This window comes from Blautia intestinihominis (assembly GCF_040096655.1).
GTDB classification, from domain to species: Bacteria; Bacillota; Clostridia; order Lachnospirales; family Lachnospiraceae; genus Blautia_A; species Blautia_A intestinihominis.
The window spans coordinates 12435-28322 of record NZ_JBBMEI010000003.1 but is presented as its reverse complement, the minus strand read 5'-3'; the positions used below and the strand labels follow the sequence as shown (position 1 = coordinate 28322).

The 15888-nt window shown below is 43.6% G+C and carries 14 protein-coding genes and 1 pseudogene; 1 reads left to right on the top strand and 14 read right to left on the bottom strand.

Going from position 1 to position 15888, the window contains the following annotated elements:
- Positions 1 to 8: 8 nt before the first annotated feature.
- From hisC to WMO75_RS19945, 11 genes and pseudogenes are all read right to left on the bottom strand, one after another.
- On the bottom strand, positions 9 to 1067 hold the full coding sequence (gene hisC / locus WMO75_RS01765; RefSeq protein WP_118698602.1) for a histidinol-phosphate transaminase: 1059 nt from the start codon (positions 1065 to 1067) through the stop codon (positions 9 to 11).
- 41 nt (positions 1068 to 1108) lie between these two features.
- Complete coding sequence (locus WMO75_RS01760) at positions 1109 to 2056, bottom strand: AraC family transcriptional regulator (protein WP_118252119.1); 948 nt, start codon at positions 2054 to 2056, stop codon at positions 1109 to 1111.
- A gap of 28 nt (positions 2057 to 2084) precedes the next feature.
- A pseudogene (locus tag WMO75_RS01755) lies at positions 2085 to 3074 on the bottom strand (NAD(P)-dependent malic enzyme).
- A gap of 89 nt (positions 3075 to 3163) precedes the next feature.
- A complete protein-coding gene (locus WMO75_RS01750; protein WP_022215417.1) occupies positions 3164 to 3892 on the bottom strand; it encodes a FadR/GntR family transcriptional regulator in 729 nt (242 codons plus the stop codon).
- Between the two features lie 206 nt (positions 3893 to 4098).
- Entirely contained in the window at positions 4099 to 5115 is a 1017-nt protein-coding gene (locus WMO75_RS01745) for a DUF5050 domain-containing protein (RefSeq protein ID WP_118698600.1), read from the bottom strand.
- Between the two features lies 1 nt (position 5116).
- Positions 5117 to 6010, bottom strand: coding sequence for a serine/threonine protein kinase (locus WMO75_RS01740; RefSeq protein WP_158583623.1), 894 nt, complete (start codon positions 6008 to 6010; stop codon positions 5117 to 5119).
- Between the two features lie 46 nt (positions 6011 to 6056).
- On the bottom strand, positions 6057 to 7424 hold the full coding sequence (locus tag WMO75_RS01735) for a hypothetical protein (protein WP_118698598.1): 1368 nt from the start codon (positions 7422 to 7424) through the stop codon (positions 6057 to 6059).
- Entirely contained in the window at positions 7390 to 7956 is a 567-nt protein-coding gene (locus tag WMO75_RS01730) for a hypothetical protein (protein ID WP_118698597.1), read from the bottom strand. Before WMO75_RS01730 ends, WMO75_RS01735 begins: the two co-directional genes overlap by 35 nt.
- A 425-nt stretch (positions 7957 to 8381) precedes the next feature.
- Positions 8382 to 9158 (bottom strand): fibronectin type III domain-containing protein, encoded by a 777-nt coding sequence (locus WMO75_RS01725; RefSeq protein WP_147399626.1) that lies wholly within the window; start codon positions 9156 to 9158, stop codon positions 8382 to 8384.
- Between the two features lie 117 nt (positions 9159 to 9275).
- Entirely contained in the window at positions 9276 to 10667 is a 1392-nt protein-coding gene (locus WMO75_RS01720) for an alanine/glycine:cation symporter family protein (protein ID WP_118698595.1), read from the bottom strand.
- A 496-nt stretch (positions 10668 to 11163) separates the two neighbouring features.
- Positions 11164 to 11463: a glycoside hydrolase family 30 beta sandwich domain-containing protein gene (locus tag WMO75_RS19945; RefSeq protein WP_118698644.1), complete on the bottom strand. Its 300-nt coding sequence runs from the start codon at positions 11461 to 11463 to the stop codon at positions 11164 to 11166.
- Between WMO75_RS19945 and WMO75_RS01715 the strand changes: the two genes are divergently transcribed.
- The gene (locus WMO75_RS01715; RefSeq protein WP_118698594.1) at positions 11350 to 12015 is read left to right on the top strand and encodes an energy-coupled thiamine transporter ThiT; all 666 of its coding nucleotides are present in this window, start codon (positions 11350 to 11352) and stop codon (positions 12013 to 12015) included. The two genes, WMO75_RS19945 and WMO75_RS01715, sit on opposite strands and share 114 nt — an antisense overlap.
- Positions 12016 to 12606: 591 nt before the next feature.
- On the opposite strand, the gene WMO75_RS01710 is transcribed toward WMO75_RS01715, so the two are convergent.
- The 3 genes from WMO75_RS01710 to WMO75_RS01700 all read right to left on the bottom strand — a co-directional run bounded on the left by WMO75_RS01710 (position 12607) and on the right by WMO75_RS01700 (position 15814).
- Entirely contained in the window at positions 12607 to 13437 is an 831-nt protein-coding gene (locus WMO75_RS01710; protein WP_118254428.1) for an energy-coupling factor transporter transmembrane component T family protein, read from the bottom strand.
- The gene (locus tag WMO75_RS01705) at positions 13427 to 15151 is read right to left on the bottom strand and encodes an ABC transporter ATP-binding protein (RefSeq protein WP_302699992.1); all 1725 of its coding nucleotides are present in this window, start codon (positions 15149 to 15151) and stop codon (positions 13427 to 13429) included. The genes WMO75_RS01710 and WMO75_RS01705 overlap by 11 nt, the downstream gene beginning before the upstream one ends.
- 111 nt (positions 15152 to 15262) lie before the next feature.
- Positions 15263 to 15814, bottom strand: a complete 552-nt coding sequence (locus tag WMO75_RS01700) for an ECF-type riboflavin transporter substrate-binding protein (protein WP_022213695.1) — start codon at positions 15812 to 15814, stop codon at positions 15263 to 15265.
- Positions 15815 to 15888: the final 74 nt, after the last annotated feature.

Sequence of the window (15888 nt, the reverse complement as noted above, 5' to 3'; positions counted from 1 at the left end):
ATTTCTCCTTATTCAGATAAATAGTCTCTGAGGAATCCAATAAAAGTTTCCATTTCTTCTCTGGTTCCTACAGTAATGCGAAGATGATTTCCTGTTCGTCCACCCGGGAAATATCTCACATAGATGTGGCGTTCACGCAGTGCTTTAAACAGATCCTCTGCCGGACAGGTCTCATGCGTTGCAAAAATAAAGTTTGCCTTGGAGTCCTCAAAAGAAAAGCCGAGTTTGCTGAGTTCCTTCTTTGTCCACTCTCTTGTCTCTATGATCTTATGACAGGTCTCGCAGAAATACTCCTGATCTTTGACTGCTGCCACACCTGCTGCCAGGGCGGTTCTGTCCATAGTATAAGAGTTGAAAGAATATTTGGCATCATTCAGATATTTAATCAGTTTCGGTGAACCCATTGCAAAACCGATTCTCATTCCCGCCATAGACCTGGACTTGGAAAATGTCTGAACGATCAGAAGATTCTCGTATTTTTCGATGAGAGGAAGCGCTGACTGTGAGCCAAAATCCACATAGGCTTCATCTACGATCACAATCACATCCTGATTGTGTGCAACAATGTCCTCCACTTCAGAAAGCGGCATTACCACACCTGTTGGTGCATTTGGATTCGGAAATACAATTCCTCCATTTTCCCCGAAGTAATCTTCTTTGCGAATGTGGAAATGCTCATCCAGTACCGGCCTCTCATACGGAATACGGAAAAGATCTGCCCATACATCGTAGAAAGAATAAGTGATATCCGGAAACAGGATTGGTTTCTCACTGTTAAAGAAAGTAAGGAAACTCATTGCAAGTACATCATCAGACCCTACGCCTACAAACACCTGATTATCCGAAAGCCCGTAAGTATCAGCAATTGCGCGTACAAGATCCAGTGCTGCCGGATCCGGATAAAGTCTCAGTGTATCGGTATCCATATTGCGAAGCACTTCTCGTACTCCCGGTGCCGGCGGATATGGGTTTTCATTTGTATTCAGTTTGATCATATCCGGCTGATTTGGCTGTTCTCCCGGAGTATACGGAACAACTTTGCGGATATTGTTTTCCCAGTTTGCCATATCTTAATCCCCTTTCACATATCTGCTATTGTACCTATTCTTTAGATATTTGTCAAAGATTTCTTCTTATTCTGGCTGTTCTTTCTGTACTTCAGAGGTGTTGTCCCCGTCTGCCTGTGAAACTCCCGCAGAAAATTACCGAGATTATTATATCCACACTCCATTGCAACTTCTGTCACAGACTCGTCCGTATCCTCCAGAAAATGCATTGCCTGACGGATCCGAAACTCATTGATATATACCATCGGTGAACGTCCAATGCTTTTCTTAAAAAAGCGGCAGAAATACTGTTCATTCATATTAATGAGTTTCGCCAGATCTCTTATGTATATTTTTTCGTCATAGTGTCCCTTTATATAAGAAAGAACTTTCTTGATCTCTTCAACACGCTTATTGCCATTCTCCGTCATAACAGTAAAAAGCTGATATTTCCACAGAACTGCAAGGATCCGGAGCAAAGAGGACTTAATGTACATCTGGCTCACCACATCATCGGTAACGCCGCCTTTGGTCATCCAGAGTTTCTCCGTCCCGTCTTTGTGAAAAATCATCAGGATCTCTTTGAAATACTGGCGAATCTCCTCAAAAACAGCATCTCCTGGAAAAATCTGCCTCGGAAAAAGCAGCCGCCCGTTCTGGATCGGCTGGAGCAGTTCTATCTGCGCTGCATCATAAGATTCAAAACTCAGGACAGCCGGGTGAAACACAATTGCGTCCTCTCCCGACTCCTCTGAGCAGATTTTTGTAATGCTGTGCAGTTCTCCCGGATTAATGAAACAGATACATTCGGATTCAACCGGATAAACTTCCATGTTGACTTCCAAAAGAAAGCCACCTTTATCAAAATAAAGCATCTCTACTTCATCGTGCCAGTGATGTTTCACCATAACACCCTGACCTTTTGAACTTGTTCTGTATACAGCGCAGGGGAACGTTTTGGTCCCATGGCTTCGAATTTCTTTTAGTCTTGTATTTTCTTCTTTTTTCATCCTGAAATACAACTACCGGATCATACGGTCAGATGCGGGCTACGCCTGTTTTTCTTGCCGCTTCTGCAACTGCTTTCGCAACTGCCGGTCCCACTCTCTTGTCAAATGCCTTCGGAATAATATTGTCCTCAAAAAGTTCTTCATCTGAAATCAGATCTGCGATAGCCTTTGCTGCTGCAATCTTCATTTCTTCGTTGATATCACTTGCCCTTACGTCAAAAGCACCTCTGAACACGCCCGGGAATACCAGTACATTATTGATCTGGTTCGGGAAATCAGAACGTCCTGTTGCAATAACTCTGGCTCCGCCTTTTCTTGCCTCATCCGGCATGATCTCCGGTGGCGGGTTTGCCATGGCAAAAACGATCGCATCGTCTGCCATTGTGCTTACCATCTCTGCTGTGACAATATTCGGTGCAGATACGCCGACAAAGATATCTCTGCCCTTCATAGCAGTCTTGAGGTCTCCATGGATCTGTTCTTTGTTTGTCTTTTCTGCAATTTCTTTCTGTGCCGGGTTCATCCACTCTTCTCCCGGTGCAAGGATTCCCTTGCGTTCAACCATAACAACATCACCGATTCCAAGTTCCAGAAGGAGTTTACAGATAGAAATACCTGCAGATCCGGCACCATTGATGACTACCCTGGCCTCTGAGAATTTCTTATTCACAAGTCTGAGCGCATTAGTCAGCCCCGCAGATACTACGATCGCAGTTCCGTGCTGGTCATCGTGGAAAATCGGTATGTCACATTTTTCTTTGAGCTTCTTTTCGATTTCGAAACATCTCGGTGCGGAAATATCCTCCAGATTGACTCCGCCAAAAGATCCTGAGATCAGATAAATCGTATTTACAATCTAATCCACATCATTGCTCTTGATACAGAGCGGGAATGCATCTACATCACCAAAAGCCTTGAATAATGCACATTTTCCTTCCATAACAGGCATGCCGGCTTCCGGTCCGATGTTGCCCTTCCATTCTCCATGTAATCTTAAAGATTCTTTTGCGTAATCCATTTCTGTTATCCTCCGTGGAATCTTAGTATTTTGATGTTGTTGTTTTAATGTCTCTATTGTAATCTATTCATTATTTACTTTCAACACTTTCAGATACGTTTTCCCTCTGGTTTGCACTCTTTCTGCATTTCATCCATATAACGCTCGATCGTATCCATGTGTTCAGACATGCAGTGTTCTGCCTGTTCCACATCGTTGTTGATGATTGCCTCTACCAGACGGTGATGCTGCTCATCTATGTCTTTGGATGAATTATTTTTTCTCATGATATAATCTCTGGTGCCGGATACAATGTTGTCCGTGAGCTGGTCTGCTGCTGCCAGAACACTGTAGACCATCGGATTATCCGCGATCTTTGCAATTTTGGTGTGAAGTTCACGGTCCAGCTCTCCCCTTGTCTTCTCATCTTCCTCTGAATCCAGACGGTCGAGGATCATCCAGAGTTCTGCTGCATCCAGCGGAGTACATTTCTTTGCAGCAAGGATTGCCGCTTCTCTCTCCAATGCTGCACGGAACTGCTGGTTCTGTTTCAGATATCCATTATTCAGCTTAAAAAGAATAGTCAAAGGCCCGATCAGCCAGGTATCCAGATTCTCAGTAATATAATTCCCGCCTCCCGGAACCGGTTTGATGATCCCAAGCAGTTCCAGTGCCCGCAGTACTTCTCTTACCGCCGGTCTGGACACGCCCATAGTCTCTGCCATTGTCCGCTCTGCCGGAAGTGCGTCACCTGCCTTTAGTTTTCCATTCTGGATATTATCTATGATCTGATTCAGAATCCCGTTAAATGCACGTTCATCTCCTATTTTTTTAAACATGATCTATGCCTCCGCATCCCGCTCTTCCCTGTACAGCTGATCCCGCCATACAAAAAACAGCGATTCTTTTCTTATTTATGTCTGTAAAATAAATATAGCATTTCTGCCAGTTTACAGCAAGCATTCCACACGATTCTGACTGCATTCTTTTCTATACAAGTTTCTGTTTCTTTAATAAAAAACTGCCCTGAGGCATTTTTTTGTATTTATGGTTCCTCTGCTGCATTTTCTGCATTTTCATTGTACCAGGTAGCAATCCGTTCTTTTTCCCCGGTACTGCGGTCCAGTCTCCATAATTCTGTGTTATTTTCACCCTGATCCGGCAGGAACTGTATAAAGAAAGTCGCATCTCCAACTTCATTACAGCCACTTATATACAGATTCATTCCGCCAAAATCGTATTGTGATACAGAACCATCTCGCATATTTCTTCTGTACAGTACAGTATTTCCATCTTCTGTCTTTTTGTAGTAAAGTCCATCTCCTGTGACAACTGATCTGGAAGCATTTCCCTTTTCAAGAACTACTTTCTTTCCTGTTTTTATATCATATCCACAGGTTGTCCAGGTATCACCATCCTGATAGATATAGCAGACTTTGCTTCCTACGATTCCCAGTACAGAACCTTCGATACTGTCGTCCTTCTGTATATTTTCAAATCCGGGCTCTGAAACATACCAGTCTCCGTCTTCAATCCCCGTAGAGACCCATATCTTTTCATTTCCATAACGAAAAACATAACTGCCGCTCTCTACATCCTCTCCTGTCGCAAGATCAATCTTTCTTCCATCGTAGTTCTGACTGCCATCACCGGAGGTATAATACAAATAATTATTATAGATACAGAATTTTGCATTAGGTTTCGCTGAATTTGTAAGAACCGTCTGATTATCTCCGTCCAGATCCATACGGATGATCTCACTCGACTGACCAGAAACTGTGCTGGATTTGCGCCAGTAGATCTTGTCCTGATAAATTGCCATCGTATCTTTGTACTGTCCGGAGATACAGTGATACCCTTTCTTTGCAACCTTATCCACAGTATAGATTTCTCCATTATATTCTCCAAATGTGCCGGAAGTCACAACTTCCCCGGTATTCGCATCCGTATCTTCTGCCGCCTGAACAGGCATCACACTGCTGTTTGCCACTACAAAGCTGCTGCAGATTACAGCCAGTAACAGTATCCACAATTTCCGTCGTTTCTCTGCTGCTTCTCTCATTTCACATTCCTCCCGAAAATTTTTCTACATCTTTTATCATAGACGCCATTTTCTGATAGCGGTTTTCTTTCCGAATACTCAATCCTCTTTTTAATATTTCTTCTATTACAGGAGGAATCGGGATTCCGAGCTGCGACGGCATGCGCAGATCATCATGTTCTGCCCGTCTGACGGATCTCATTGGTCTCTGTCCTGTGATTCCACGATATATAACTGCACTGAGCGCATAAACATCTGTCCATGGTCCCTGTTCATGTTCTGAGTACTGCTCCAGCGGAGCATAGCCATCCTTCAGTTCCATAGTATAGGTATTTCTGTTCAGATAATCTCTGGCAGACCCAAAATCCATCAGCTTCAATCCTGTCCCTGAAGCATCATTTTGTGCAAATTTAATATTATCCGGACTGATATCTCTGTGAATGATTCCAGACTCGTGAATTTTGTCCAGTGTCCGCATTACCGGAAGCAGCATGCCAAACATCTCTGCCGCCTCTACTCTTCCTTTTTTTCGGAAATATTCATTCAGCCCGGGACCATCGAGAAACTCCATGATAATATAAACCGTATTATTTGCTTCAAAATAACCATACACCCGAACCACATTCGGCTGTGAGGCAAACTTACTGAGCCGTCGTGCCTCTTCTACAAATTTCTGCTTTGCTTTCTCAAATTCCTGCTGGTCTTCTTCATTTGTCAGAACAACTCTGTTACCCTGCCGGTACATACAGCCCCTGTTATAAAACTCTTTGACAGCTACTTTCCTGTTTCCAAGCATTGCCTCATAAGTAACAGAAAATTCTCCCATCCGCAAAGTCCTCAAAATACGGCATTTTCCAGCCAAAACGATTCCTTCCGGAAGGCGATCTTCTCTAAGTGTTATTGTTATCTTTCCCATACGTGCTCTGTTCTCCATCCGTTATGCAGATTTTTATTGCAATCTCTCAGTCTATCAGAGTTCTGAGTTTTTTATTTTCACTTACAGCTCCCTGATACATATGATAGAGATAAAAATTCTTTTCGCTTCTTGCCGCATCTGCAACACTCTCCATGAGAAATCCCATGCGGTCATCCACCTCTAAATACTGGATCACAAAACGATCAAAGTCATCGCCGTCCCGCAGCATTGCATATCCACATTCCAGAAGAATCTGATCCAGTCTTTCTCTGGTCATCACTCTTTCTTTGTTTTCAAGAGATTCCTGTCCCATAAACAGAAGATAACAGATAAGTGTCGTCCTGTCCAGATCCGTCACTCCTTTGATATAACTGCGGACCGATTTCTCTCCGGAACGATTCTTCTGATAAGTTTGTCTCTTGCTTTCTTCCCTTGCATACTGACTGTCTTTCAGACATTCCTGTTCTTCTATCTCCTGCACTTTTCTTTGGATTACTTCTTCATCTGACAATTCATCCCATCCATCCTCATATGACCGGATCGCATGGGCAAGAAATTCGATTTCTTTCTCTGACATTCTACTGAGGCTTCCCTGATAACCATCCATCAGAATTTCCATCCAGTCTGTAGAAACATACTCAAAATAAAAATAATTAAATGCATCATAAATATTTCCAAAAGAAATCGCACAGTCCAGAAGCGCTTCACGAATTTCCTGGTCATCTTTAAACTTCTTTCGAAGAAGCTCTACGCACTTCAGTACATTCAGTTCTGCAAGTGTCTGTTCCTGACCAAAACCACTCTTTCTTGCTGCCAGGTATGCTTCTGTTTTCTCTTCGATATAATAGCACAGATATTTGCAGAAATAATATCTGGCTTTCTCACGGACCACACAGAAATCTTCCCGGTTGTCCTCCATAAATTTCAGAAAATCTTCTTCGGTAGTACTTTTTTCGATCTGTCTGCGAAGCTTTCTTGTAACTTTCTGAGTCTGAAGTTCCTCTTCTGTGATGTCAGAATTCTGGCGGACATATTCCCGAAGTTCCCGATATGTTACGGTCGAACTGTTAAACCACATATCGGTTCTGTCATCATTCATTTCCCGGCAGATCCTTTCCAGATTCAGCCACTCTTCGTAAGAAAATCCCTTCAGGAAAGCATAGATCAGCGTTGCCTCCACCTGATTACGGGCATACAGCTGTTCACACCCGTTCTCTTTTAACTTGCTGTCCAGCTCATCCAGTGTCATATGTGAAACAAAGCCTATTGCAATAAGACGATACCTCAGTGGAATTTTTTTCGCTTTTTTCACATCTGGCTTCATGCATTCCTCCAGAAGCTGTGCCATATCTTTCCTTCTGAAATCCTGTATCATCTTTTCAAATATCGACGCCATGTCTGATTTCCCTTTCATACTCCTGGTACTCCTGGCGAACCTGATTCTGTATACAGTCCGGCACCTTTCCTCTGCTCAATGCCTCAAAAATCTCTCTGTCATTCATGACGATGCGATTCATCTCTCCTGTTCTACGTATCAGTTCCGTTTCCCATCCATTTCTGAGTATGACCTTTCCTTTTAGTTGGACCGGGTTCATGGAATACTGTATATCATGCGTGAGTCTTTCATTACGTTTTGCCGCATACCAGCACATCAGTTTTTTGGCCTGTGCTTCGTTCTCCCATAGATTTGTCTGTACAAGTGTAAGTTGGCTGCTGCCCGGTATTATTTTTACTCTGTATTCTATAATGTCTTTTTTCTCTGATGCTTTCCGGTGATTGACCCGGAAAAGTATTTCGTCCTTTTTTTCATCCATAAATACCTTCCCTGCTCCGGCATTTTGCAGACAGTCTGAAACTTTCTGAAGCCAGTCTGCTGTCTCTTTCTGATTTTTCTGACCCGCTGCTGAAAAACAGTATCTTAATAATCCAATATCTCCATTTTCCATAATACACGCCCCTTTATTCTAATTATAATATTACACTATAATTTTACAATAAAAGATTTGCATATTTGTTTTTTTTATGGTATTTCAGACTGCCGCCTGATATTATTCGATACGAATGGACAGCATTTTTGCCTTTCCGCCATCAGCAAGTTCCGTATCTGCGGAATATGTTGTCGCTGTAATGATATCACCATTTTTCTTTTTCAAGAAGTTTCGTTGTGTCTTTTTTGCTGAAATCCTGTATCATTTTTTCGAATGTCGACGCCATATATGCTCCTTCTTCCCCTTTAAGTTTTGCTGAAAAAATTATACCATTTTTCTGTGCAAAAACCAATGGGATGTTGCATTAAGCAGGTGAACTCAAAATCAGGCACCCGGTTTCGAAAAGCCGGATGCCTGGGATATACAGATATTTTATTATTTTGCTATACTCTGACAGATCTTGTTGCAGAAGTTTTTGTGTATACTCTTGTTCCGTTTATGTTTTTGTAGCCACGGATTCTGTAGTAGTATCTGGCGTTTCTTCTGAGTCCGCGGTTTGTGCAGGAAGTAGTTCCTCTTCCGACGGTTGCAATTCGTCTGTAAGTGCCACGGGCAGAAGTGCTCCGGAAGATTTCATAGCCATCTACACCACTGAATCGTCTCCATGTTAATTTCGCGGCTCCGGAGTAAGCCTTTCTGAGTCCGCTAAAGGAAACTGCATTTGCAAACTGACCGGTAAGCCGTACGGAATAGCGGTGTTTTTCGCTGTTGGATCTATAAATATCTGCCTGACGGATATAATAAGAACCGCCGTTTAAATTCATTTTTATCTTGATATAACATCTATTTGAGCTTCTGTTATAAGACCATCCACTGTACACAGAACCGATTTCATTTCCACTGTTATTATAAACTCTGATAAAATCAAACGGAGAAGTTCCCTCTACAGAAATGGAAAGATATAGTTCCATTCTTGCCGGAATTTTCACATAAAAATAATCGTCATAACAGTCATATGGATCCATCAGCGTCGGTTTTACATTATTTCTTGCCGTTCCGTTGATCGTCCTGTTAAGATACATTGTTTTTGCAGTCCTCATCCAACTGTAAACTGCCGCCTGTGTCGTCTGTGTCGGTGTCAGGATTCCAGTGACCAATACTGCCACGATCATAATTGCACACGCTGTCTTTTTCCACATTATCTTTAAATTTTCCATCATGTTTCCTCCTTCAGAAGTATGTTCTGTTGTTTATACTTTCAGTATACTCCGGAGTTTTGCAAATTTGTTTTTTATAAAAAAAGTCTTCCAGAATTTTTGTTCCGGAAGACTTTTGATTTATTTTGCTTTTTTGCTTTCTTCGTATTTTTTGAGCTCTCGCAATGCTTTTTCGCCCTGCGGGTACAGGATGATGATGTTGAAGACTGTCATAAGGCCGATTCCCACATCGCCAAGGTCCCATACAAAAGTATAGGCCGCAAGACCGCCGATGAACAGCATAATAAGTGCAAGAACTTTGTATGCAGTCTGGGATGCCCAGTTATCTCCAAAAAGATAGGCCACATTGCTTCTCGCATAAAACAGGATTCCAAGGAAGGTGGAAAAACTAAACAGGAACAGTGTCGCTGCAATGAAGATCACGCCGAATCTTCCGAGATGATGTTCCATTGCCGTCTGCAGAAGATCCATCCCGGAAAGTCCTGCGACTTTTTCTTCCGGTGCGAGGAGCATGATCATTGCAGTACAGCTGCAGATCACGATCGTATCTACAAAAACACCAAGTGCCTGTACAAGTCCTGCCTTAACCGGCTGATCACATTCTGCCGCTGCTGCCGCACACGGTGCAGAGCCGGAACCTGCCTCGTTGGAAAACAGACCTCTCTTGATTCCATTCATCAGTACTGCGCCGAAACCGCCGGCTGCCGCCTGACGAAGTCCAAATGCTTCCTGAAAGATCCTTGCAAAAACTCCCGGAAGGCTTCCAATGTTCATCACAATAATTAAAATTGTGATTGCAAAATAGCACACTGCCATTACCGGCACAACCATATCAAGCACTTTGACTGTCGCATTCTTACGAAGCACGATCACTGCAGCAACTACAACCAGTACAACCGTCGTATAGATCGGCGGAATAGAAAATGCATTCTTAAAGGAAGAAACAACAGAATTGCTGATAACCTGGCTGATACCACACCAGCAGATCAGACCGGAGATTGCAAATAATACAGAGAGCACGACTTTCTTTCTCTTTTTGTGCTGTTTTTCTTCTATGTATGCATGGATATAGTATGCCGGACCGCCCCGGTAACCGCCATACAGCGGGTCTTTTTCTTTGTAGAGCTGTGCCAGTGTCGCCTCGATAAAGGCGGTGGACGAACCGATCAGTGCTGTGATCCACATCCAGAACACTGCCCCGGCTCCTCCGGCTGATATCGCCGCAACCACGCCGACCAGATTTCCCATACCAACTCTGGTCGCTGTCGATACGACCAGTGTCTGGAACGATGACAGGCTGTTTTTGTCCTTCTTCTTCTCAACCAGCGCACTTACCATATCCGGAAACAGACGGATCGGCAGGAAACGTGTCCTGATCGTAAAATAGATTCCTATAGGAATCAGCAGGATGATCAACAGTGAAATTCCAAGTGAACTGCCTCCCGGCAGCGGAATCCGCACCAGATTTCCCCACAGAAAGCTGTAAACTTTCTCAATTAAAGTAACAATCATAATTTAAATCCTCTCCCAATTTTCACACACGACCGAAACATAAGGCTCCGGACAGATACCATTTCAGTATAGCTCATAGTAACCTGTAAACACAAGTACTTTTGGGGTTTAAAGTCAAAAAACTTGAAAACGTTAAAGATTACATTTTTATATTTCAATACTAAACATTTTATATTTTACGCCCATTTTGTTCTTATTTGTGTTATACTATAAATGCTGCCGACCCTCCAGCAGGAAGGAGGTGAATCTTATGGAAGAATTTTTATCCTCATTTCTTGTCTCCGTGTTAGCAAACGTAGTTAGCTACTACATATGCAAATGGCTGAGCGGAAGACGATAGGCAGCAACAGCCTAAACGGAACAGCTCACCGTTAACGAGCAAGAAAACCCCCAGAGCGGCAACTCTGGGGGTTTTCGTTTTGCCTTATGGAAGTTTATCCTCACTTCTTAGCTATTATTAGCATATGCCATAGTTATCGAAATGTCAACTATTAATTTATTTCCACTCCGTCATCACGCCGGACCCGATGGACTTCGGCTGAACAGTAATCTCTGTACAGTATTCTCCGAGGCGGATATGTGCTGTGAGTTCTTCATCGGTCCGGTTCAGGATGACGAAGGTAATCTTGTCATCTTTTTCGAAGGCTGTTATTTCAATCGAAGACGAGGGAGGTCTTATTTTATGTTTAACTTTATGGTTACAAGTGACGGCGGGCTGACTACAGCCGGATATGCCATCGCGATCATCGCCGGAATCGTTCTGTTTCTGGCTGCGATCTATTTTGCAGGCAAGCATTCAGAGAAACAGAAGCTTACTACAAGGCAGCTTGTGTTCTGTGCTGTGGCAATGGCGCTTGCTTTTGTTACTTCTTATCTGAAGATTTTTACTCTGCCGTGGGGTGGAAGTGTTACTCTTTGCAGTATGCTGCTCATTGTACTGGTTGCTAACTGGTATGGTGTTGGAACCGGTATTACTGTCGGTCTTGCTTATGGAATCCTGCAGTTTATCCAGGAGCCATATGTACTTTCCTTCTTCCAGGTTTGCTGTGATTATATTCTTGCGTTTGCTGCACTTGGCGTTGCGGGATTTTTTGCAAAGCAGAGCCATGGACTGCTTAAGGGATATATTGCGGCGGTTATCGCAAGGGGTGCGTTTCATGCACTTGGGGGATATCTGTATTGGATGAGTTATATGCCGGAAAATTTCCCGAAATCTCTGACTGCGGTTTATCCTATTGTGTATAATTATAGCTATCTGGTTGCAGAAGCTATTATTACTGTAATTGTGATTTCTATTCCGGCGGTGGCGAAGGCACTGGTGCAGGTTAAGAAGGCTGCAATTCAGTAATTAAAGGGGACTGCCCTTTGACCCGTTAATTTCATTGACATTTGGTTTTTTCAGGGTGTGTACCCTGGGGGATTTGTTTTACATTTGGAATGTAAGAAAACCGCGAAGGGACGTCGCCCGTCCCCTCGCCACCCCTGGGCTGGGTGTTTGACGGGAATTTTTTCTTATGTAGTACCCTTTGAAAAATTCTCTTGGTGTTTCAGGTCAGAAGACTTTCGTATGAATGATATCGCAATATGTAAGAATGGCAGGATTCTTCTCTTTTATATGGAGAAGATGTCCTGCCATTTTAGCATACTATTGGTTTATTGGTCGTAAATCAAGATTCCAGGGGCTGGAGCATCTAATTTTAAAGCTTGTATTGACCTGAGTAGAAATGATTGCAATTCAAACCATCTATTTTCGGTCGCTCTGTGGACTCCCAGACACCTTACTCTTCTACAGGCCATTTTCCACCTAAATTTCTCTTGGTCCAATATATACTTACTCTTCTACCAGTCATCCCAATACCCTTAATTTCCGTTTTCCCAGTAAATCCAACACCCATCCAACTACCTTAAGTTTCCATTCCCAGCAAAGTTAGTACTCTTACTATATGAAAGGATTATAAAACCGTCCAAACTTAATAGTTACAGTAAAACTTACAATCAACAGCACCACGCCCAGCCCCAGGGCAATAAAATCACGTCTTGCAAACGGCCTCCTGGTATACCAGGTCCGTTTCCTATTTTTTCCAAAACCACGCAACTCCATCGCATTGGAAATTGTATCAATGCGATTCAGACTTGTCAGTATCAGTGGCAACAAAATATTGACAGAGTTCTTCAACCTGGAGAAGAAATGCTCATTCTTTCCAAGCTCCACTCCTCTTGCCTGCTGTGCCTGGCTGATACTGTGATAATCTCTCTGGATATCCGGGATATAACGAAGCGCGATCGCCACAGAACATCCTACTTTATAGGAAATTCCGATGCTGTTCAGGCTCGCCGCAAACTCACTCGGGTTTGTCGCAGAAATAAACAGAATCGCTACCGGCAATGCCACGAAATATTTCAGAGAGATATTCAGCATATAAAACATCTGCTCCGCGGTCACATCATATCTCCAGAACAAATGACAAAGCACATGTCTCGTTCCATACAGATTCGTTCCCTGATTCGGGTCGAACAGGAAAATAAACACATTATTCAAAAGCAAAAAAACAAGCATAAAGATCATCATAAACCGCACTTCGCGGTATTTGATCTTGCTGAGCTTAAACGCTGCAAGACTGACTGCAAAAAGCCCCAGCAGCACCCAGATATTATAAGTGATCATGCTTGCGAACGTAAACAGCAGGAAAAATGCCAGCTTGGTAGTTCCTGTCATCTTGTGTACTACGCTGTCGCGGTCCAGATAGTTTAATACAGTCTTAGCGGCCATGGCTTCTCACCTCCCTGTCTTCTCCGATAAATCTTTCTACAAATACCTCCGGCGGTGTGATCTCGCAGTGGTTTGCCAGTGTAAAGAGACTTGTCTCTTTCAGCGCGGCACGCTCGATCAGTTCCGGATCACAGAGTACTTCAGAAGCTCTGCGGTCTGCGATCAGCTGTCCATCTGAAAACACAAGTGCCCTTGGTGTATATTCCAGCATCAGATGCATATCATGCGTGATCATAACAACCGTCACTCCACGCTCATTGAGCTTACGCAAAAACTCCATGATCTCTGTATAATGCTTGAAATCCTGTCCTGCAGTCGGCTCATCCAGGATGATCAGTTCCGGATCCTGCACAAGTACACTTGCGATCGTCACACGCTTTTTCTGACCGAAACTCAATGCCGATACCGGCCAGTTTCGGAATGGATAAAGCCCGCAGATTTTGAGCGTATCTTCTACTTTCTGGTGAACTTCCGCCTCTGCCATTCCAGATTTCTGAAGGCTCAGTGCTACCTCGTCATAGATCATTGTCTTGGAGATCATCTGGTTTGGATTCTGCATGACATATCCAATGTATTTCGCACGATGACGGATATTTTCTTTCAACAGATCTTTTCCGTGGAAGGAAATCTCTCCGGAATCCGGGTCTTCAAATCCGCAGACCAGCTTGGAAAATGTTGATTTTCCTGCACCGTTTCGTCCCACAATGCTGACCATCTCACCTTTATCGATCGACAGGCTTACATTTCGCAGTGTCTGATGGTCTTTCGTATAACCGAAGCTTAAGTTGCGGACTTCCAGGAGTTTTTCGCGTTCTCCTGCATCTTCCTGAATCGGCTGTGCCTCGAACCAATCCTGAAGTTTCTTACGGTCTATATCGTCCAGCACAACAGAATCTACGTGTGCAGGTTTCTTCTCTTTTGTAATATCAATTCCTGCGTAACGCATGGCAGTCACATAAAGCGGCTCACGGATTCCGTTATCTGCAAGCAGACTTGTAGAAAGAAGTTCATCCGGCGTCATGTCCGCGAGGATTTTTCCCTCGTTCACCAGTACGATACGGTCAACATTTCTCCAGAGGACATCTTCCAGACGATGCTCAATGATCAGAACCGTCGTGTCTGTTTTTTTCTGGATCTCATCGATCAGCTCGATTGCCTGTTTACCGGCGGCCGGATCGAGATTTGCCAGAGGCTCATCAAACAGAAGGATTTTTACCTGATCCACCATGACTCCTGCAAGACTGACTCTCTGTTTCTGTCCGCCAGACAGTTCATGCGGTGCATAACCCAGATGACTCTCGATTCCTACCAATTCTGCGGCATGTCTCGTAATTTCATGCATTTCATCCTGAGGTGTACAACTGTTTTCCAGTGCAAACGCAATGTCCTCGCCGACAGTCAGACCAATAAACTGACCATCCGGGTCCTGCAGAACAGTTCCTACATGTGCAGACAGTTCAAAAATACTGCTGTGCGGTGCATCTACGCCATCTACTGTCAGCGTACCTTTGCACTCGCCTGGATTGGAAAAAGGATTCAGACCATTCACGCAACCAGCGAGTGTACTCTTACCACTTCCCGATGGGCCAGCAATCAGCACCTTTTCGCCCGGATAAATATCTAGATTGATTCCGGTCAGTGTGGGCTTTTTCTGCGCCCGGTACTGGAATGAAAAATCTTTGAATGAAATAACAGGGGATTTTTTTTCAGTCATTTAAACACCTCAAATTTAATACTCACAATAAATAACAAATGCAATAGAAAAAGCCTTTTCACAAGCCAGAACAGCCATATGAGAAGGCTTTATTACTTTTAAGCAACCATCTTATTCCATATCCAGAGAACCTTTTTTTGCAATGGTCTTGGTATATGCCAGAACAAGAAGTCCACCTACGATCACGCCGGTAATGCTGTTGGAAACTGCTGCGAACACACCCTGTGCAAAAACTTTGTTTGCCGGTTCTGCATAGATCAGGATGTCAAGAACAGGAGCTACAACTACCCAGCCGATCACGTGTGCGATCACGTTGGAAACTACAAATACTACAACTTTGCCTTTACCGAACTCGCCGTCCTGAACGTTGAGTTTCTTGGCAAATAATCCGATGACCACACCGACAAATGCAGATGTGATAACCCAGCTCCACCACGGGCTTCCACCCCAGGAAAGATCGATCAGAGCGTGACCGATGAAACCGATCAGTCCGCCTGCAACCGGTCCGTACATAGCAGCCAGAAGTGCAAGTACTGCATACTGAAGGCTGATGTTTGTATTTGGTACCGGGCTCGGTATTGCAACAAAACGTCCGAGTACAAAGAACAATGCTGCGCCGATTCCGACAGCAACTACGGTTTTGATACTGCTGTTGTTTTTCATAATAATATCCTCCTCAAAAAGTTCTGCTCTGGTCATGCCAGAGTCAGTGATAGTATAAGGCTTTTTGACGGATT